Below are 19,593 nucleotides of genomic sequence, written 5' to 3'. Positions count from 1 at the left end.
ATGACCAGCGTTACCCTGCGCCCTGTAACCGCCCAAGACCATGCAGCCTGGCTTGAACTGTGGCAGGCCTACCTGTGCTTCTACGAGTCCGAGGTGGCAGACCCGGTCAGCCTCAGCACCTGGCAGCGCCTGCTCGACCCCAACGAGCCCACCCACTCGGCCTTGGCCTGGGCCGATGGCAAGGCTGTCGGCATGGTCAACTGGATCTATCACCGCTCCAACTGGAGCATCGAGAACGCCTGCTACCTGCAGGACCTCTACGTCGACAGCGCCCAGCGCGGCCTGGGTATCGGCCGCCGCTTGATCGAGCATGTGTATGCGGCGGCCAAGGCCGATAACTGCATCAAGGTGCACTGGCTCACCCACGAAACCAATGCCACGGCCATCAGCCTGTACCAGCAGGTGGCCGAACGCTCTGGCTTCATCCAATTTCGCAAAGGGCTGGAGGGCAACCATGACTGATGCCTTGAACTGGAAACCGGCCGCGATACCCAAGGCCGACACCCTCGAAGGCCGCTTCGTGCGCCTGGAAAAGCTCGCCCCAGCGCGCCATGGCGATGACCTGTGGCAGGTGCTGCAAGGCCCCGGGGCAGACCCCTCCCTCTGGGATTACCTGCCCTACGGCCCCTTCACCGAGCGCGGTGCCTTTGACCGCTGGCTGCAAGCCAATGCGGCCGGTACCGACCCGTTGTTCTATACCGTCATCGACCGCCGCAACGGGCAGGCACAGGGCATCCTCAGCCTGATGTCGATCGTGCCCGATCATGGCCGCATCGAAATAGGCCACATCGCCTTCGGCGCGGCCATGCAGCGCACCCCCAAAGGCACCGAGGCGGTTTACCTGCTGGGCAAGCTGGGTTTCGCACTGGGCAACCGGCGCCTGGAGTGGAAGTGCAACAACGCCAACGCCCGCTCCAAGCGCGCGGCCGAGCGCTTCGGCTTCACCTTCGAAGGGGTGTTCCGCAAGCATCTGGTGGTGAAAGACCACAACCGCGATACGGCGTGGTACTCGATTACCGACGATGAATGGCCGGCGGTGGCTGCAGGGTTCGAGCGATGGTTGGGGGATGCAAACCAACAACCGCAAGGCCAGGTTGAAACGCTCGAAGTGTGCCGTAGAGGCTGAGGGTTGGTTTCACTGCCCTGCACGCTTCGGGGTAGGCCGTGCGACCGAAAAAAAGGGGAGCATGCGCTCCCCAGAGGTAAACCATTACAGCCCCGGGCGTGTATCAGCCCTCGATTTCGATCAGGATCTCGCCGGGCGTGACGCGGTCGCCCTTGGCCACGTGAATAGCCACGACCTTGCCGGCGATGGCCGCCTGCACTTCGGTTTCCATCTTCATGGCTTCGGTGATCAATACAGCCTGGCCAGCCTTGACCGTGTCACCCTCCTTCACCAGCACATCGACGATGTTGCCAGGCATGGTGGTGCTGACGTGGCCGGGTGCGCTGGCTTGCTTGCGCTTGCTGCCGCCACCACCGACGAACTCGTTCAAAGGCTCGAACACCACCTCTTCGGGCATGCCATCAATCGACAGGTAGAAGTGGCGCTTGCCTTCGGCCTTGACGCCGACCCCGGTGATATCCACCCGGTAGGTTTCACCGTGCACGTCGATGACGAACTCGGTGGGCACACCCTCGCCACCCGGGGCAGCGACGGCGCCAGCCACAGGAATGGGCAGCAACGCTTCTGGGGTGAGCGTGCCGGCCTCGCGCTCTTCAAGGAACTTGCGCCCGATGTCCGGGAACATGGCGAAGGTCAGCACGTCCTCTTCGCTGCGGGCCAAGGCACCGATCTCGGTGCGCAGCTTGGCCATTTCCGGCTTCAACAGGTCGGCCGGGCGCACGTCGATCACGTCTTCGCTGCCGATGGCCTGGCGGCGCAGTTGCTCGTTCACCACGCCAGGTGCCTTGCCGTAACCGCCTTGCAGGTAAAGCTTCACCTCGTTGGTGATGGTTTTGTAGCGCTCGCCGGCCAGCACGTTGAAGAACGCCTGGGTGCCGACGATTTGCGAGGTTGGCGTGACCAGCGGCGGGAAGCCCAGGTCTTCACGCACACGCGGGATCTCGGCGAGCACTTCGCTCATGCGGTTGAGGGCGCCCTGCTCCTTCAACTGGTTGGCCAGGTTGGAAATCATGCCACCCGGCACCTGGTTGACCTGCACGCGGGTGTCCACGGCGGTGAATTCGCTTTCGAACTGGTGGTACTTCTTGCGCACGGCGTAGAAATACAGGCCGATCTCCTGCAGCAGCTCAAGGTCTAGGCCAGTGTCGAACTCGCTGCCCTTGAGCGCGGCGACCATCGATTCAGTACCCGGGTGGCTGGTGCCCCAGGCAAAGCTGGAGATGGCCGTGTCGATATGGTCGGCGCCGTTTTCCACAGCCTTGAGCTGGCACATGGCAGCCAGGCCTGCAGTGTCGTGGGAATGAATGAACACCGGCAACGACTGTTCGGCTTTCAATGCCTTGACCAGTTCGCCCGTGGCGAACGGTGTCAGCAGGCCTGCCATGTCCTTGATTGCCACCGAGTCGCAGCCCATGGCTTCCATCTGCTTGGCTTGGTTCACGAAGGCTTCGATGGTGTGCACAGGGCTGGTGGTGTAGGCGATGGTGCCCTGGGCATGCTTGCCCGCCGCCTTGACCGCTTCGATGGCCACGCGCAGGTTACGCACGTCGTTCATGGCGTCGAAAATGCGGAATACATCGATGCCGTTTACAGCAGCCTTGGCCACGAACGCCTTGACCACGTCATCGCTGTAGTGGCGGTAACCCAGCAGGTTCTGGCCGCGCAGCAGCATCTGTAAACGCGTGTTGGGCAGGGCGGCGCGTAGCTTGCGCAGGCGCTCCCAGGGGTCTTCCTTGAGGAAGCGCACACAGGCGTCGAAGGTGGCACCACCCCAGACTTCCAGCGACCAGTAGCCAACCTTGTCGAGCTTGTCGCAGATCGGCAGCATGTCTTCGGTACGCATGCGGGTCGCCAGCAAAGACTGGTGGGCGTCGCGCAGGATCGTATCGGTTACGTGGATTTTCTTGGACATTGTTATCTCCTTTTAGCGGCAAGCTCGTAGCGGTAAGCCGCAAGAAAAGCTGATTCGCTTCTACTTGCAGCGTGCCGCTCGCAGCTTGCCCCTGCATTCAGATGCCGGCGTGGGCGGCGATGGCGGCGGCGATGGCCAGGGCCAGCTCTTCGGGTTTGCGCTTGATCGAGTAGTTGGTCAGTTCAGGGTGGCTTTCGACAAAGCTGGTGTTGAACTGGCCGCTACGGAATTCCGGGTTGCGCAGGATTTCCTGGTAGTACGCGGCGGTGGTCTTCACGCCTTGCACGCGCATGTCGTCCAGGGCCCGCAGGCCGCGGTCCATGGCTTCTTCCCAGGTCAACGCCCACACCACCAGTTTCAGGCACATGGAATCGTAGAACGGCGGAATGGTGTAGCCCGTGTAAATGGCCGTGTCGGTACGCACGCCAGGGCCACCGGGGGCGTAATAACGCGTGATCTTGCCGAAGCTGGGCAGGAAGTTGTTTTTCGGGTCCTCGGCGTTGATCCGGAACTGCAACGCGTAGCCGCGGTGCTGGATGTCTTCCTGTTTCACCGACAAAGGCAGGCCGGAGGCGATGCGGATCTGCTCGCGAACAATATCGATGCCGGTGATTTCTTCAGTGATGGTGTGCTCTACCTGCACCCGCGTGTTCATTTCCATGAAATACACTTCGCCATCGGCCAGCAAGAACTCGACGGTACCGGCGTTCTCGTAATCCACTGCCTTGGCTGCGCGCACGGCCAGGTCGCCGATGTAGGCGCGCTGCTCAGGCGTGAGCTGTGGGCTGGGTGCGATTTCAATGAGCTTCTGGTTGCGGCGCTGAATGGAGCAGTCACGCTCGAACAGGTGCACCACGTTGCCGAAGCTGTCACCGAGGATCTGCGCCTCGATGTGCTTGGGGTTGACGATGCACTTCTCCAGAAACACTTCGGCCGAACCGAATGCCTTGGTGGCCTCGGAGATGACCCGCGGGAAGTTCTGTTCCAGCTCTTCGCGGCTGTTGCAGCGGCGGATGCCACGCCCGCCGCCACCGGAGGTCGCCTTGAGCATCACCGGGTAACCGATGCGCTCACCCTCGCTGAGGGCTTCGTGGATGTCGGCCACGTTGCCTTCGGTACCCGGGGTTACCGGTACCCCCGCCGCGATCATGGTGCGACGCGCTTCGGTCTTGTCGCCCATGCGGCGAATCACGTCGGCGGCCGGGCCGATGAACTTGATGCCACGCTCTGCACAGATTTCCGCCAGTTCGGCGTTTTCCGACAGAAAACCATAACCCGGGTGCAGCGCATCACAGCCGGTTTCCACCGCCAGGTTCACCAGCTTGCGCGGGTTCAGGTAGCCGGCCAGCGGCTCAGCACCAATGCTGTGGGCTTCGTCGGCGCGCTTCACATGCAGGGCGTGCCGGTCGGCGTCGGAAAAGATCGCTACCGAGCGGATGCCCATCTCGGCGCAGGCGCGCACGATCCGAACCGCAATTTCACCCCGGTTGGCGATCAGGATTTTTTTTATCACTGGAGTCTTCCCAAAGCCGTAGGAACAGTCGAGCCGGTTCTACCGGTCGGCGCGTGGCCAGGCGTTGCTGGCCAGTCGCACTTTCACCCTAGCGCTGTAGGTTGATAAACAAAAATCAATATTTGTTAGAGGCAGTATTAGCAAAAGCTTATAGTGAAGTAACAAGGTATTGCCCAAGAGCCTAATAAAATGCGTAAGTCCTTGATGCGTATGACATTGCGTCAATTACAGATCTTCAATGAGGTGTGCGACCTGCGGTCTTACAGCCGCGCCGCAGAAGAAATGGCGTTGACGCAACCCGCCGTAAGTCTACAGATACGCCAGCTGGAAGAGCTCATCGGGCAGCCCTTGTTCGAATACGTGGGCAAGAAGTTGTACCTGACCGAGGCCGCCGAAGCCTTGCAGCGCGCCAGCCATGACATTTTCGGGCGGCTGGAGAGCCTGGACATGCAACTGTCGGACATGCAGGGGTCATTGCAGGGGCAGTTGAAACTGGCCATCGAGTCCAGTGCCAAGTACTTCGTTCCACACTTGTTCGCCGCTTTCAAGCAGCGTCACCCGGAGGTGAACCTGACCTTGACGGTGGTCAACCGTGCCCAGGCCATCCGGCGCCTTTCCGACAACCGCGACGACCTGATCATCATGTCCATGGTGCCGCAGGACATGGGCCTTGAGTTCCTGCCTTTCCTCAATAACCCGATCATTGCCGTGGCCCCGCCCGATCACCCGCTGTGCAAGCTGGCGCAGTTGCGCCTGCAAGACCTGGAGCCTCATACGCTGCTGATCCGCGAGCAGGGGTCGGGAACCCGCAGGGCTTGCGAAGAATACTTCAAGGAAAAGCGCGTGCACTTCACCCAGACCCTGGAGGTGGCATCAGCCGACGCCCAGCGCGAGTGCGTGATCGCCGGCCTGGGCATCGCCCTGCTGACCCGGCATGCAGTCAACCTTGAACTGGCTACCGGGGCGCTCGCGGAACTGCCGGTAGAAGAACTGCCGTTGTACCGCAGCTGGTGCGTGGTGCAGTCCAAGGCCAAGCGGCAATCCCCAGTGGCGCTTGCCTTCCAGGCATTCATCCGCAGTGAACGAACGCTGATCAGCGGCCTGGTTGAGCGTTTTTCGGGGCGCTTGCCGCCGACGCCTGCCACACCGTGAGTTCTTGCAGTTCGGGGTAATCCACCAGGTCGCGCAGCAGCTGACGCTGATCGCAGTAGCTTTCGATCGCGCGGCGGTATTCCATGCGGCGCTGGTCCTTTTCCTGCTGCTTGCGAGCTTTGGCGTTGGGTTGGTAGATACCGTCGTGGTCACGAGCCATTGCCTGTCTCCCTGGTAGGATGCGGGAGTTTCAGACTGGCCCAGCGGGTTTACGGTTTTGCGCCGGAATGGTGACAGAATCGTGAATTTTTACCCCTCAGGGCAGTGCCGTCCGGCACAGCGCTGCCTGGCTGAACAGGCGCGCAGGGTGCTGCTCAGTCGTCGGTCGCCTTGATCGATTTGGGCGACAGGCGCAGGCTGCGCAAACTGCGTTTCACGCTCTTGAGGTGGTTGACCAGGCTGGGCCCTCGCGCCATGGCAACGCCCATGGCCAGCACGTCGATGACCACCAGGTGGGCGATACGTGAGGTGAGCGGGGTGTAGATTTCGGTGTCTTCGTGCACGTCGATGGCCAAATTGACCGTGGACAGCTCGGCCAGCGGGGTCTGGCTGGGGCACAGGGTGATCAGGTTGGCACCGCTCTCGCGTACCAGGTTGGCAGTGATCAACAGGTCTTTGGAGCGGCCCGACTGGGAAATGCACACTGCCACGTCACCTGGCTTGAGCGTGACGGCCGACATCGCCTGCATGTGCGGGTCGGAGTACGCCGCCGCGCTTAGCAGCAAGCGAAAGAACTTGTGCTGAGCATCCGCCGCTACCGCACCGGACGCACCAAAGCCGTAAAACTCCACACGCTGTGCCTGGGCCATGGCACTTACCGCCTGCTGCAGCGCGTGCGGGTCGAGGTGCTCGCGCACCTCCATCAGGGTATGCAGGGTGGTGTCGAAGATCTTGAGGCTGTAGTCAGCGACGGAATCGTCTTCGTGAATGGCAAACTGCCCAAAACTGGCCCCAGCGGCCAGGCTCTGCGCCAGCTTGAGCTTGAGGTCCTGAAAACCCGTACACCCAATGGCCCTGCAGAAACGTACGATGGTCGGTTCGCTGATACCGACGCTGTGCGCCAGGTCGGCCATGGAGCTGTGCATCACGGCAGCCGGGTCGAGCAGCACGTGGTCGGCCACTTTCAGTTCCGATTTGCGCAGCAGGTGGCGCGATTGGGCGATATGTTGCAACAGATTCACGGGCTGGACTCGGTTATGATCGGCTGGCCGGGTTGTAGCTTTCTTGTAGTTATACTACATGGACGCCAACCCGCCCAGTTAAACGAACGTGGAGCGTGGTGGTTTGACTATTCCTTGCGACATTCTGGTCTTCGGCGGCACTGGCGATCTGGCCCTGCACAAATTGCTCCCGGCGCTCTACCACCTGTTTCGCGAGGCTCGCCTGGACCCGGCCGTCAGGGTCATCGCCCTGGCCAGGCGACAACTGCCACGCAACGACTACCTCAAGCTCGCCGAGCGCCACTGCCGCGCGCAAATTGCCCGTAGCGAATTCGACGATGAAATCTGGCGGCGCTTTTGCGCACGCCTGGACTACTTCGCCATGGATGCCTCGCAAAGTGCAGACTTCGGCCGCCTGGCACGCTACCTGGGTGAGCCCGGGGGGCTGACACGTATCTTCTACCTGGCCACGGCGCCCTCGCTGTTCGTGCCTATCGCCACGCACCTGCGCATCGCCGGGCTGGCTGACAGTGAAGCGCGCATCGTGCTGGAAAAACCCATCGGCCATTCGCTGGCATCGGCCACAGCCATCAACGAGTCGATCGGTGCAGTGTTCGAAGAGCGCCAGGTGTTTCGCATCGACCATTACCTGGGCAAAGAAACCGTGCAGAACCTCATGGCCCTGCGCTTTGCCAACGCCCTGCTGGAGCCGGTATGGCGCAACAGCCAGGTCGACCACGTGCAGATCAGCGTGGGAGAAACCCTGGGGGTAGAAAACCGCGGCGGCTACTACGACCGCGCGGGGGCGACGCGCGACATGCTGCAGAACCACCTGTTGCAGCTGCTATGCCTGGTGGCCATGGAGCCCCCGGCGCAGTTCGAGGCAGAAGCGGTGCGTGACGAAAAGGTGAAGATTCTGCGCGCTCTGAAACCGATCACCGGGCAGGATGTGCAGGACAAGACCGTACGCGGCCAGTACGGTGCCGGGCATATCGGCGGCCAGGAAGTGATGGCCTATTACTTCGAAAAGGATGTGGATAACGATAGCGACACGGAAACCTTTGTCGCGATCGAGGCGCACATCGACAACTGGCGTTGGGCTGGCGTGCCGTTCTACCTGCGCACAGGCAAGCGCATGGCGCGGCGCTCTTCGCAGATCGTCATCCAGTTCAAGCCGGTACCCCATGAGCTGTTCAACGGTGGCCAGGTCAACCAGTTGCTGATCCAGTTGCAACCGGACGAGCGCATCAGCCTGCGCATGATGACCAAGACCCCTGGGAAGGGCATGCGGCTGGAGCCGGTAGACCTGAACCTGAACCTGGCCCAGGTGTTCAGCCAGACCCGCCGCTGGGAAGCCTACGAGCGGCTGCTGCTGGATGTGCTGGAGGGGGACTCGACGCTGTTCATGCGCCGTGATGAAGTGGAAGCCGCCTGGGCGTGGGTGGACCCGATCATCGCGGGCTGGGAAGAGCACTTCCAGGCGCCCCGCCACTATGCGGCCGGCAACAACGGGCCGGAGCAGGCCAACAGCCTGCTGGCCCGTCATGGCAGAACCTGGCACGGGTGAAGCATTGCCAAATCCAAGCTTCACCATGACTGGGGGAAAGTAGCGACGCGCTCAGGCGCTACTTTCAATCCATCCAGGAGCTACCCCATGACTAAATGCACCGACTTCGTCGCCTACAACCAGACCGCAGGGGGCAAACAAAGCTTCCGTGTAAGTGGCACAGTCACCGTACCCAGCCCAGCGTTTGAACCCGTACTCGTCGTACCTGAAATTCGCCACTACGGGGGCTGGGAAGTTTTGCACCTGCAACTGGTCGATACCGGGGAAACCAGTTTGGCCGTCATGACGGAAAAAACCGTCGAGTACGTTCGCGAGGGCGCTTGCCCATGGAGCATCGTGGAAATCATCCATTCCGACGGCTCGTTGAAGGTTGAGATCGAGGCGACCCAGGCCTGCGATTGATACGGCCAGCCAGGTGGCATACGGCTGCCGCCTGGCTTCCCACCGCTGGCCGTCGGCCGGGGTGAATATTCATACAGTAGGCGTTTGCCCCCGGGTCAGCCTCCCCCTAGAATGGCGGGATGCACACAGACGACCTCTCCCTCCTGCTGAACTCCCTCAACGATGCCCAACGCCAGGCCGTAGCCGCCTCGGTCGGGCGTCAACTGGTGCTTGCCGGCGCCGGTTCCGGTAAAACCCGCGTGCTGGTTCATCGCATTGCCTGGCTCATCCAGGTAGAGCAGGCCTCGCCGCATTCGATCCTGTCGGTGACGTTCACCAACAAGGCGGCGGCAGAAATGCGCCACCGGATCGAGCAACTGCTGGGCATCAACCCGGCGGGCATGTGGGTGGGCACGTTCCACGGGCTGGCCCATCGCTTGCTCCGGGCCCACTGGCAGGAAGCAGGCCTGGTGCAGAACTTCCAGATTCTCGACAGTGACGACCAGCAGCGGCTGGTCAAGCGGGTAATGCGCGAGCTGGGCCTGGACGAGCAGAAGTGGCCGGCACGCCAGGCACAGTGGTTCATCAACGGGCAGAAGGACGAGGGCCTGCGGCCGCAGCATATCCAGCCTGGGGGCGACCTGTTCCTGTCCACCATGCGCGACGTGTACAGCGCCTACGAGCAGGCGTGCGAGCGGGCCGGGGTCATCGATTTCTCCGAGCTACTGCTGCGCGCGCTGGACTTGTGGCGGGACCACCCCGGTTTGCTGGAGCACTACCAACGGCGCTTCCGCCATGTGCTGGTCGACGAGTTCCAGGACACCAACGCCGTGCAGTACGCCTGGCTGCGCCTGCTGGCGCGCGGCGGCGACAGCCTGATGGCGGTGGGCGACGACGACCAGTCGATCTACGGCTGGCGCGGCGCCAAGATCGAGAACATCCACCAGTACACGGCCGATTTCCCTGACGCCGAGCTGATCCGCCTGGAGCAGAACTACCGCTCCACAGGCGGCATCCTCAAGGCTGCCAACGCCTTGATCGCCAACAACAGCGGGCGCTTGGGCAAAGAGTTGTGGACCGACATGGGTGAAGGCGAACCGCTCACCTTGTACGCCGCCTACAACGAGCATGATGAAGCGCGCTACGTGGTGGAAACCATCGAAAGCCTGATCAAGCAGGGCAATACCCGCAGCGACATCGCCATTCTGTACCGCTCCAACGCCCAGTCGCGGGTATTGGAAGAAGCCCTGCTGCGCGAGCGTATTCCTTACCGTATCTATGGCGGCCAGCGCTTCTTCGAGCGTGCCGAAATCAAGAATGCCATGGCCTACCTGCGCCTGATCGAGGGCCGGGGCAACGATGCCGCTCTGGAGCGGGTAATCAACGTTCCACCTCGCGGAATCGGCGAGAAAACCGTCGAGGCCATCCGCGAGCATGCGCGTCACAGCCAGGCTTCAATGTGGCAGGCCATGTGCCAGCTGATTGCCGCCAAAGCGCTGAAAGGCCGCGCCGCCAGTGCACTTGGCGCGTTCATCGAGCTGATCGAAGGGTTGGCTGCCAAAGTAGCGGACATGCCGCTGCACACCATGACCCAGACCACCATCGAGCAGTCGGGCCTGATTATCTATCACCAGGAAGAAAAGGGTGAGAAGGGCCAGGCACGGGTAGAAAACCTTGAGGAACTGGTGAGCGCGGCGCGTAACTTCGAATCGACCGAAGAAGACGCAGACCTTTCGCCGCTGTCCGCCTTCCTCGGCCATGCCTCGCTCGAAGCGGGCGATGCGCAGGCTGACGAGCATGAAGACAGCGTCCAGCTGATGACCTTGCACAGCGCCAAAGGCCTGGAATTCCCTTACGTGTTCCTGGTGGGCATGGAAGAAGGCCTGTTCCCGCACAAGATGAGCCTGGAGGAACCCGGGCGCCTGGAAGAGGAACGTCGCCTGGCCTATGTGGGCATCACCCGCGCCATGCGGCAGCTGGTCATGAGCTATGCCGAGACGCGTCGGCTTTACGGTAGCGAAACCTACAACAAGGTTTCACGGTTCGTACGTGAAATTCCGGCAGGCCTGGTTCAGGAAGTGCGCTTGTCCAACAGCGTCAGCCGCCCGTTCGGCGGGGCCAAAACAGCTGCCGGCAGCAACCTGTTCGCCAACGCCAACATCCCGCAGACCTCGTTCAACCTCGGCCAGCGCGTGCAGCACGCGGTATTCGGCGAAGGCGTGATCCTGAATTTCGAAGGTTCAGGCGCCCAGGCGCGGGTTCAGGTGAATTTCGACGAAGGCAGCAAGTGGTTGATGCTGGCGTATGCCAAGCTGGAAGCGATCTGAACCCTGGGCCGTCCCTTGCGGGTGCGGCCCTGCAACATTTAGGCAAAAGCTCGAAACATTATGTCGCTGGTCATGTGCCCAGGAACCTGTGCACCATGACGCGCGTGCAATCCACAACAGGGGATATCCCACTTATGCAACGTTTTCTTAGCATCGCACTGGCGCTTTGCGTCGGCCTGACGCTGAGCCTGGACGCCAACGCCAAACGCTTTGGCGGTGGCAAGAGCTCGGGCTCCGCGCCTATCCACCAGACCCGTCAAGCTACGCCAACCACGCCCGCTGCCACGCCGACCGCGCCTGGCCGTGCACCGGCAGCTGCCAGCGGTGCTTCGCGCTGGCTGGGCCCACTGGCAGGCCTGGCCGCCGGTGGCCTGCTGGCGTCCATGTTCATGGGCGACGGCTTCGAGGGCTTCCAGATCATGGACTTCCTGATCGTCGCGCTCATTGCCTTCCTGGTGTTCCGCTTCATTGCCGCACGACGTCGCCAGCAGCAGCCACAAATGGCCGCGCCTGGCCATGCGCCGATGCAGCGTGAGGTGTACGGCCAGCCTGCGCAGCCCTCCATCTTCGGCGGCTCGGCGGCACCTGCTGCGGCAGCGGCCCCGGTGATCAACGCGCCAGCCTGGTTCAACGAGCAGAGCTTCCTGGCCGCTGCCCGCAACCACTTCCAGTCGCTGCAGCAGCACTGGGATGCCAACGAAATGGACAAGATCGGCGAGTTCGTTACCCCGCAGATGCTCGAGTTCCTCAAGCGCGAGCGTGCCGAACTGGGTGATGGCTTCCAGTCGACCTATATCGACAACCTCGAAGTGCAGCTGGACGGTGTTGATGATCGCGCCGACCGCACCGACGCTACCCTGACCTTCCGCGGCGTGTCGAAAAACTCGCGCTTCGACCAAGGTGAGGCATTCTGCGAAAGCTGGCACATGGTTCGCGCCCAAGGCGATAACCAGCCATGGCTGGTTGCCGGTATCCGCCAAAACGGCTAACCGCGCACGCTGCACCCAAAAACCCCGGGGCCATCCCCGGGGTTTTTGCTTTTGTCATAGCGGCCTACTAGGGTATAACCCGCAGCGTTGTCATCTAGGTCTGAGGAAGTGAACCGTGGAAGAAGTGATCGAACAACTCCGTGAAGCCAACGAGCCAGTGCCGGTGCCCCTCGAGCTTCCGGATGAGGAATTGTTGGTCGAGATCGAAGAACAACTGTTCATCAACATTCCGTTTGTGTTCAAAGAGTTCTTGTTGAACGTAAGTGACGTTGTATACGGCTCACTGGAGCCTGTTACGGTCACTGACCCGCAATCGCACACCTACCTGCCTGAAGTCGCTGCCAATGCATGGGACGCCGGCGTACCGCGTGAGTTGATCCCGCTGTGCCAGGATGGCGAGAACTACTACTGCGTTGAAGAGGACGGCACGGTGGTGTTGTGGGATGCCGACGAGGAGCTGGTCGGTGAAGAGAGCTGGGAGTCGGTGTGGCACTGGGCGCGGGATGTCTGGCTGGAAAGCTGAGCCAATGGCCGGGTGATTGGCCTGTAAGAGTGGGCTTGGCGGCGGGATGGGGCGGGCGCCGCTCTGGCGGCGCATCGCGAGCTTTGCTCGCTCCTACATGCGGTGTTAGTGGGTGTTCTCCCGGCTGTTCTCCAAGGTTTCCAGCAAGGCGATCTGCATGCGTGTATGGACGCGGATGAACCAGCGCCACAGCAACGCCACCACTACCGCCGCAACCACCGCGATAATCAGCAACAGCTCGTTGGTAGGCAGAATGCTCGCCGACAGTGCCGAGAGCAGCAGGAAGATCACCAGCAGCGACAACAGCGGTATCACCTCTGCGATCACACGCCGTACACGTTGGGTATGGCGCCCGGCCATTTCTGGCTTCACACCCATCTCGGCCAACAGCATCGACAGCGCCTTGAGCTTGCGATAGGCCGCAATCAGGAAGGGCAGCGACAACAACAGCGCCGCCCCCCAGATCATCGCCTTTTGCTGGCTGATATCGCCCACCCATTGCGTGAGCCAGGCACCGATACGCCCTGCAAAGTAACCGCCACTGAAGAAGATGGCGATCACCAGGGCCAGGTTTACCCCGACCTGCATGAGGATGCGCCGTATCATCGCTGCCACCATGGCACCCTCACCCTGGGGCTGGATGCTGCGCAACCACTCGCCATATAACGACAGCACCCTGGCCAGACGACCAGGCACCACCTTGCCCAGCTTGATCGACAACGGGTCAGCGGCACGAATCAGGTAGGGAGTAAGCAGTGTGGTGATGGCCGAGACGGCAACGGCTACCGGGTACAAAAAGTCACTGGTGACCTGCAGGGTCATACCCAACGCGGCGATGATGAATGAAAATTCGCCAATCTGGGAAAGGCCCATGCCAACCCGTAGCGAAGTGCGCCCATCATTACCGGCAATGAAGGCCCCCATACCGCACGACAGCATCTTGCCCAGCACCACCGCCAAGGTGATCACCACGATGGGCCAGGCGTAATCGATCAGTACCTGCGGGTCGATCATCAGGCCGATGGCGACGAAAAAGATGGCGCTGAACATGTCACGCACCGGTTCGATCAGGCGCTCGATTTTCAGCAACTGCCGCGATTCGGCCATGATCGCGCCAATCAGGAACGCCCCCAGCACCATGCTGTATTCCAGCTTCACCACCAGCAGGCAGAAGCCGAAACACAGGCCCAGCACGGTGATGAGCAGCATCTCGTTGCTTTCGAACTTGGCCACATAAGCCAGCAGGCGCGGTACCAGCAAAATGCCGATAACCAGGGCAACGATCATGAACAGCGACAACTTGCCAACGGTGGAGAACACCTCACCGGAGCTGACCGTGCCACTGACGGCAATACCCGAAAGCAGCGCAATGATGCCGATGCCCAGAATGTCCTCGACAATCAGCACGCCGAAGATCAGCTGGGCAAAACGCTCGTTTTTCATCTTCAGGTCGTTGAGCGCCTTGACGATGATGGTGGTTGAAGAAATGGCCAGGATGGCGCCCAGGAACAGCGAATCCATGGTGTTCCAGCCAAACCAGCGGCCAATTTCGAAGCCGATCCATATCATCAGCACGATTTCCAGGAAGGCTGCGATGAACGCGGTAGCGCCAACCTTGAACAACTTGCGCAAGCTGAATTCGAGCCCCAGGCAGAACATGAGGAAGATCACCCCCAGTTCGGCCAGGGTCTTGATGGTGTCTTCATCGTGGATAAGACCGAAAGGCGGGGTATGCGGGCCGATGATGAAACCGGCAACGATATAGCCCAGTACCACGGGCTGCTTGAGGCGATGAAAAAGGATGGTGACCACGCCCGCGACCAGCATGATGACCGCCAGGTCCTGGATGAAGCTGATGGCATGCATGGCGCGATACTCCTTTTCTCGTCATTTGGTGAAAACCCAGGCAGACCGCGCCTGCGCCGAGGCAAGCCAAGCAAGCAGTACAGACTGTATTGAACACTGGAAGGCCCGTGGTTCACGGATGTACTCAGGTTAACATTGCACCTAGGCGCAAAATGCCAGTGCAATATGATGAAACAGATCGGCCGGGAAACCGCCGCCGATGGCAGTATCGGCGTGACGCCCGCGCGCCCACCGACGTCCCGTATTGGCCTGGCAACTCAACGAGAGGGGAACTGCGATGCCTGAAGATAACGCCCCCCATTTGCCCGATTCAGCGCAACCACACCGTGAGCACACTATGGAACCTGGAAACGCCCAGCTGAGCATGACTGTCCTGATGACCCCGGACATGGCCAACTTTTCTGGCAACGTACATGGCGGCACCCTGCTCAAGTACCTCGACGAGGTGGCCTATGCATGCGCCAGCCGCTATGCCGGCTCCTATGTGGTGACCCTGTCGGTCGACCAGGTGATCTTCCGCGAGCCCGTGCACGTGGGCGAGCTGGTGACCTTCCTGGCGTCGGTGAACTACACCGGTAACACGTCCATGGAAGTAGGCATCAAGGTGGTGACCGAGAACATCCGCGAGCGCTCGGTACGCCATTCCAACAGCTGCTTCTTCACCATGGTGGCCGTGGATGACAACCGCAGGCCGGTGTCGGTCCCGCCGCGCCAGCCGCAAACCAGCGAAGAAAAGCGCCGCTTCCTGCAAGGCCAGCAGCGCCGTGAGATTCGCCAGGAACTGGAAAAGCGCTACCAGAACCTGAAAACCGACGCGACCTAGAACGCCAGCGGCTGCGCCTCGAAGCGTACCCGAGGGTGAGCGATGCGATCCTGGGCACGCACCAGCTGCAGTTCGTAGCTGGCGCATGCCTGGGTTTCCAGCAGCACCTCGTGCACGGCCGCTGCGGCGAATTCGAAGGCCTGCTCCCAACTGTCGCCCAGCAGCACCCGGGCCAGAAAAAGGCCAGAGGTGAGGTCGCCAACCCCGACCGGCTGACGCGGGAACGCCAGCAAAGGCCTGCGCAGGTGCCAGCTGTGCTCGGCGGTTACCAGCAGCATTTCGAAGTGGTCTTCGCCACGCCCCGGGTAGGCCAGGTGCTTGACCAGCACTACCTTGGGCCCACGTTGCAACAGGCTGCGTGCCATGCCAACGCAATCCTGCAGGGACTGCGCGCGGCGCCCGCAGAAGCTGTCCAGCTCCAACTGGTTGGGGCACAGGATATCTGCCTTGCCAACGGCTTCTTGCAGCAGGAATTGGCTGACTTCCTGCGGCACGCTGCAGCCCTTCTCCGGGTGCCCCATCACCGGGTCGCACACATACAGTGCTTTGGGGTTTACCGCCTTGATGCGCGCCACACCGGCCAGAATCGCCCTGCCCTGTTCGGCACTACCCAGGTAACCGGACAATACCGCGTCACAGTGGCCCAACTCACCGATATTGGAAATGCCTTCCACCAACGCAGGAATTTGCGCAGGGGCGAGCACTTCGCCGGCCCACTGGCCATACTGAGTGTGGTTGGAGAACTGCACGGTATTGAGCGGCCAGACATTGACCCCGATACGCTGCATGGGAAACACCGCAGCGCTGTTGCCGGCGTGGCCGAACACCACATGGGACTGAATGGCGAGCAGGTGCGGAGTACGTTTCATGCAGGGGTTCCAAAGCGGTTTCAAGACTGCGCAGTATGAACTCGATTGCCACCTGTACGACAGGCCAGGGACGCAGTTAAGCTGGATCTACCTGTTTGGAGCATACGCAAATGTTGACCCTGGAGAACCTCTTCCTGCTGATGCTGGTGGCCACGGCAGGCGCCTGGCTGTGGCACAACCACGGCTTGCGCGAAAAAGCCCTGGAACGGGTCAAGCAGCATTGCGCCAAGCTGGACCTGGAGTTGCTGGACGATGCGGTCGCCCTCAAGCGCATCGCCTTCGTGCGCGATGCCAAGGGCCGCAAACGGCTGGCGCGCATCTATGGGTTCGAATTCACCGTGACCGGCGAGCAGCGCCACCCAGGGACCGTGACCCAGTTCGGCGCGCACAGCGTGCAAATTGAGCTGGCGCCCTACCCGTTCGAAATCAAGACGCCGCCGCGCACCGATAACGTCATCGAAATGCAGCAGTGGCGCCAGCAGCATAACCGCTGGCATAACTGATCAGCTGACCCGGCACGCAGCGAACACGGCCTGAAGCGACGCCTCGGGTTGCGGTTCATCGAAAATCAACTCGATACGGCTATCGGTGCGCCAATCGCTGGGTTGCCAGGCTGGGACACTGCCATCCAGCCCATTAAAAGACTGCCAACCAGCCGCAGTGTGGATAACCCCCTTCGCTCGCCGCCACGGCAGGCGCTCCAGCGCGGCTGCGATGGCTTGTGGATAAAACTGCTGGCTCGGGTGCCAACGCCAGCCAATGCTCCAGCCGCCTTCCCCCTGCTGCGTCATGGACAGTGGCAGTGTAGGATCCGCCCAGACGACCAGGGGCCTGCCGTGCAGATTGTCGACAATCTGGTTATCCACAGGTGACTGTTGGATAACGCCGCTACTGAGCAGTGGAAGGTTTGCCAGAGGCAGGCGTCCCTGCTCCACCCAAGCAAGCTTAACTGTTGATAATTCGTTATTTATCAACAGCTTAGTATCTTCATCCACAGTGTCTGACTTGTTGATTACCAGTAGCTCGCAAGCTGCCAGAGCACGCCTTTGTGCATCCGAAAGTAGATCATCCACCAGCAGATAGCGAGCATCGACCACCATGATCAAAGGCTGCACCGTCAACACATTCTGCCAAGGTTCGTTTTTCAGCTGATCGAGCAACTGCAACGGGTGCCCCAACCCGGAAGGCTCGATGAACAGCCTGTCGGGCTTGGCCTTACGCAGAAGACGACCCAAACCAACCTGGAAAGGCACACCACTCACGCAACACACACAACCGCCAGCCACTTCGCCTATCGCAACGCCATCCTCGTCGCGGGCCAGCAAAGCGGCGTCCAGGCCCACCAAGCCGAATTCGTTCACCAGCACTGCCCAGCGCTCGCTCGCAGGCCGTTGTGCCAGCAAGTGGCGGATCAGGGTGGTCTTGCCGGCCCCCAGGGGGCCTGCAATCACATGGGTGGGGATATCGTGGAGCATGGCTGATCTATGGCTGGCTGGGGTAGCCCACTATGCGCCGTCACGCCAGCCAGTCAAGGCTGAGCAGCAGGCGGCGCTGTGGCCCGGCAGGTGATCGGTGCACAAGCCCCGCCCCCTCATTGCCCTGCCACTTCTCACCTTTGAGCAATGCCACCTCACCCGCATGCAACCGCTTGATGCTGTGCAGATCAACCGCAGCTGTGGATAAGTCTTCTCGTGTGTTGGTGTCACTATCCAGCCATTCACTCCCCGGCCCTGAGTAGGTACACAGCAGCCTCACAGGCACGTTATCCACATGGAAGCGTGGGCACATCGGCCCTTCAAGCACGCGAATGCGCAGCCCTACCCGGCGAGCGCCCAGCAGGCAGGTGAAGGCCTCGACCAACCATGTCACGTCAGCGACGAAGGCCCCGTAACCCTCCACGTCGGCGGCCTCCGCCAACAGGTCGCCAAGTACCGGCGCCCTGTGCTCATCCACCTCGATCACGCGCTGGTCTGCCAGTGATGGGCCAAGGCCCACCACGACTGCGGCGAAGTCCTCCAACTGCGGCGGCAGATGCCTGCGCCACACAGACATGTTCACACCGTCCTGCAGCACATCCGCCAGTATCTGAGGAGAATCGCCGAATGCCTGGCGGATATCCACAAGCTGAAGGGCCTGATTCATGCGGCGGCCTGCTCTAGCCATGGCCCAAACGGGTCATCCAGCCGCAGCCAGCCCATCGGGCCGAGTTCCATCTCCTCATCGGTGAGCAAGCAAGCATCCAGCGCTGTGGATAATTCATCGAAATCGATGTTTTGCCCTATAAACACCAGCTCTTGCCGGCAGTCGCCGGTGTCAGGCGTCCAGTGCTTGAGAATGGCAGCGGTGTTATCCACATCCTCTGGCCACTGATCCTTCGGTACGAATCGCCACCATCGCCCTGCCAAGCCATGGCGCATCATGCCGCCCGCCTGGGACCAGCTGCCGGCCTCCTGATATTTACTGGCCAGCCAGAAGAAGCCTTTCGAGCGCAGTAGGCGCCCATTGGTCCAAGGGGTGTGGATAAAGTCGAAGAAGCGCTGTGGATGAAGCGGGCGCCGTGCCTGCCATGTGCTGGCGGCGATACCGTATTCCTCGGTTTCAGGCACGTGCTCGCCGCGCAGTTCCTGCAGCCAGCCCGGCGCCTGCGCTGCCTCGTCAAAATCGAACAGGCCGGTGTCGAGAATCCAGGCCAATGGGACTTGGCCCATGACCATAGGCACAATCTGCGCCCGGGCGTTGAGGCTACGCAGAATCGCGATGAGTTCTTCCCGTTCTGCCTGGCTGATCAGGTCGATCTTGCTCAGCAACAATACGTCGGCAAACTCCACCTGCTCGATGAGCAGGTCGGTAATCGAGCGCTCGTCTTCCTCGCCTAATGTTTCGCCACGGCTGGCCAGGCTATCGGCAGCTTGATAATCACCCATGAAATTCAGGCCATCGACAACGGTGACCATGGTATCCAGCCGCGCCAAGTCTGACAGGCTGCGCCCCTGCTCGTCCCGGAAGGTGAAGGTTTCTGCAACGGGTAGCGGCTCTGAAATACCCGTCGACTCGATAAGCAGGTAATCGAAGCGGCCTTCTTCAGCCAGCCGCGCAACCTCCTCCAGCAGGTCTTCGCGCAAGGTGCAGCAGATACAACCGTTGCTCATTTCCACCAGCTTTTCTTCGGCACGGTTCAAGCTGACGTTGCGCTGCACCTCGCTGGCATCAATGTTGATTTCACTCATGTCGTTGACGATGACCGCCACCCGAAGGTTGTCGCGGTTACGCAGTACATGGTTGAGCAACGTGCTTTTGCCGGCCCCCAGAAAGCCGGAGAGCACGGTGACGGGAAGGCGATCGGACATGGCAAACCTCTACAGGCAGAAGCATTCGAAACGATGCA

19 protein-coding genes are annotated in these 19,593 nt (G+C 61.2%); 10 read left to right on the top strand and 9 right to left on the bottom strand.

Annotation, left to right across the window (positions count from 1 at the left end; translation table 11 throughout):
• The gene (locus tag IAE33_RS04910; protein ID WP_028632850.1) at nucleotides 1–462 is read left to right on the top strand and encodes a GNAT family N-acetyltransferase; all 462 of its coding nucleotides are present in this window, start codon (nucleotides 1–3) and stop codon (nucleotides 460–462) included.
• Nucleotides 455–1,126, top strand: coding sequence for a GNAT family N-acetyltransferase (locus IAE33_RS04905; RefSeq protein ID WP_201162577.1), 672 nt, complete (start codon nucleotides 455–457; stop codon nucleotides 1,124–1,126). Before IAE33_RS04910 ends, IAE33_RS04905 begins: the two co-directional genes overlap by 8 nt.
• Nucleotides 1,127–1,229: 103 nt before the next feature.
• On the opposite strand, the gene oadA is transcribed toward IAE33_RS04905, so the two are convergent.
• A complete protein-coding gene (gene oadA, locus IAE33_RS04900; RefSeq protein WP_201162575.1) occupies nucleotides 1,230–3,038 on the bottom strand; it encodes a sodium-extruding oxaloacetate decarboxylase subunit alpha in 1,809 nt (602 codons plus the stop codon).
• A 97-nt stretch (nucleotides 3,039–3,135) separates the two neighbouring features.
• A complete protein-coding gene (locus IAE33_RS04895) occupies nucleotides 3,136–4,551 on the bottom strand; it encodes an acetyl-CoA carboxylase biotin carboxylase subunit (protein WP_028632847.1) in 1,416 nt (471 codons plus the stop codon).
• Between the two features lie 189 nt (nucleotides 4,552–4,740).
• Between IAE33_RS04895 and IAE33_RS04890 the strand changes: the two genes are divergently transcribed.
• Nucleotides 4,741–5,703, top strand: coding sequence for a LysR family transcriptional regulator (locus IAE33_RS04890; RefSeq protein WP_028632846.1), 963 nt, complete (start codon nucleotides 4,741–4,743; stop codon nucleotides 5,701–5,703).
• Here the strand turns inward: IAE33_RS04890 and IAE33_RS04885 are convergent.
• Both IAE33_RS04885 and hexR read right to left on the bottom strand, forming a co-directional pair.
• Nucleotides 5,645–5,863, bottom strand: a complete 219-nt coding sequence (locus IAE33_RS04885) for a PA3496 family putative envelope integrity protein (protein ID WP_028632845.1) — start codon at nucleotides 5,861–5,863, stop codon at nucleotides 5,645–5,647. The two genes, IAE33_RS04890 and IAE33_RS04885, sit on opposite strands and share 59 nt — an antisense overlap.
• 154 nt (nucleotides 5,864–6,017) lie before the next feature.
• Nucleotides 6,018–6,884 carry a transcriptional regulator HexR gene (gene hexR / locus IAE33_RS04880; RefSeq protein WP_060480936.1) on the bottom strand — a complete coding sequence of 289 codons (867 nt, stop codon included), beginning with the start codon at nucleotides 6,882–6,884 and terminating at the stop codon, nucleotides 6,018–6,020.
• A 103-nt stretch (nucleotides 6,885–6,987) separates the two neighbouring features.
• Here hexR and zwf point away from each other — a divergent pair, with 103 nt between their 5' ends.
• The 5 genes from zwf (at nucleotide 6,988) to IAE33_RS04855 (ending at nucleotide 12,650) form a co-directional block, all read left to right on the top strand.
• Nucleotides 6,988–8,430 carry a glucose-6-phosphate dehydrogenase gene (zwf, locus tag IAE33_RS04875; RefSeq protein ID WP_201162573.1) on the top strand — a complete coding sequence of 481 codons (1,443 nt, stop codon included), beginning with the start codon at nucleotides 6,988–6,990 and terminating at the stop codon, nucleotides 8,428–8,430.
• An 87-nt stretch (nucleotides 8,431–8,517) separates the two neighbouring features.
• On the top strand, nucleotides 8,518–8,832 hold the full coding sequence (locus IAE33_RS04870) for a hypothetical protein (RefSeq protein WP_201162571.1): 315 nt from the start codon (nucleotides 8,518–8,520) through the stop codon (nucleotides 8,830–8,832).
• Between the two features lie 119 nt (nucleotides 8,833–8,951).
• Entirely contained in the window at nucleotides 8,952–11,138 is a 2,187-nt protein-coding gene (gene uvrD / locus IAE33_RS04865) for a DNA helicase II (protein WP_201162568.1), read from the top strand.
• A 134-nt stretch (nucleotides 11,139–11,272) separates the two neighbouring features.
• Nucleotides 11,273–12,127, top strand: coding sequence for a Tim44 domain-containing protein (locus IAE33_RS04860; RefSeq protein WP_201162566.1), 855 nt, complete (start codon nucleotides 11,273–11,275; stop codon nucleotides 12,125–12,127).
• Nucleotides 12,128–12,242: 115 nt separating this feature from the next.
• Entirely contained in the window at nucleotides 12,243–12,650 is a 408-nt protein-coding gene (locus IAE33_RS04855) for an SMI1/KNR4 family protein (protein ID WP_028632839.1), read from the top strand.
• A gap of 105 nt (nucleotides 12,651–12,755) precedes the next feature.
• Here the strand turns inward: IAE33_RS04855 and IAE33_RS04850 are convergent, their stop codons facing one another.
• Complete coding sequence (locus IAE33_RS04850; protein ID WP_028632838.1) at nucleotides 12,756–14,516, bottom strand: cation:proton antiporter; 1,761 nt, start codon at nucleotides 14,514–14,516, stop codon at nucleotides 12,756–12,758.
• Between the two features lie 337 nt (nucleotides 14,517–14,853).
• On the opposite strand from IAE33_RS04850, the gene IAE33_RS04845 reads away from it, so the two are divergent.
• Nucleotides 14,854–15,339: an acyl-CoA thioesterase gene (locus tag IAE33_RS04845; protein WP_060480939.1), complete on the top strand. Its 486-nt coding sequence runs from the start codon at nucleotides 14,854–14,856 to the stop codon at nucleotides 15,337–15,339.
• On the opposite strand, the gene pdxY is transcribed toward IAE33_RS04845, so the two are convergent.
• Nucleotides 15,336–16,208 (bottom strand): pyridoxal kinase PdxY, encoded by an 873-nt coding sequence (gene pdxY / locus IAE33_RS04840; RefSeq protein ID WP_060480940.1) that lies wholly within the window; start codon nucleotides 16,206–16,208, stop codon nucleotides 15,336–15,338. The two genes, IAE33_RS04845 and pdxY, sit on opposite strands and share 4 nt — an antisense overlap.
• A 110-nt stretch (nucleotides 16,209–16,318) precedes the next feature.
• Here pdxY and IAE33_RS04835 point away from each other — a divergent pair, with 110 nt between their 5' ends.
• Nucleotides 16,319–16,711, top strand: coding sequence for a DUF3301 domain-containing protein (locus IAE33_RS04835; RefSeq protein ID WP_028632835.1), 393 nt, complete (start codon nucleotides 16,319–16,321; stop codon nucleotides 16,709–16,711).
• Here the strand turns inward: IAE33_RS04835 and IAE33_RS04830 are convergent, their stop codons facing one another.
• From IAE33_RS04830 to zigA, 3 genes are read right to left on the bottom strand one after another with little or no spacing between them, the layout of a single operon-like run.
• A complete protein-coding gene (locus IAE33_RS04830) occupies nucleotides 16,712–17,683 on the bottom strand; it encodes a CobW family GTP-binding protein (RefSeq protein ID WP_201162564.1) in 972 nt (323 codons plus the stop codon). It lies immediately after the preceding gene.
• Between the two features lie 40 nt (nucleotides 17,684–17,723).
• Nucleotides 17,724–18,350 carry a DUF1826 domain-containing protein gene (locus tag IAE33_RS04825; protein ID WP_201162562.1) on the bottom strand — a complete coding sequence of 209 codons (627 nt, stop codon included), beginning with the start codon at nucleotides 18,348–18,350 and terminating at the stop codon, nucleotides 17,724–17,726.
• A complete protein-coding gene (gene zigA, locus IAE33_RS04820) occupies nucleotides 18,347–19,555 on the bottom strand; it encodes a zinc metallochaperone GTPase ZigA (RefSeq protein WP_201162560.1) in 1,209 nt (402 codons plus the stop codon). Before zigA ends, IAE33_RS04825 begins: the two co-directional genes overlap by 4 nt.
• Nucleotides 19,556–19,593: the final 38 nt, after the last annotated feature.

Source organism: Pseudomonas sp. S60, assembly GCF_016647865.1.
GTDB classification, from domain to species: Bacteria; Pseudomonadota; Gammaproteobacteria; order Pseudomonadales; family Pseudomonadaceae; genus Aquipseudomonas; species Aquipseudomonas parafulva.
The sequence above is the reverse complement of the archived record's forward strand: the minus strand, read 5'-3'. Positions and strand labels throughout refer to the sequence as shown.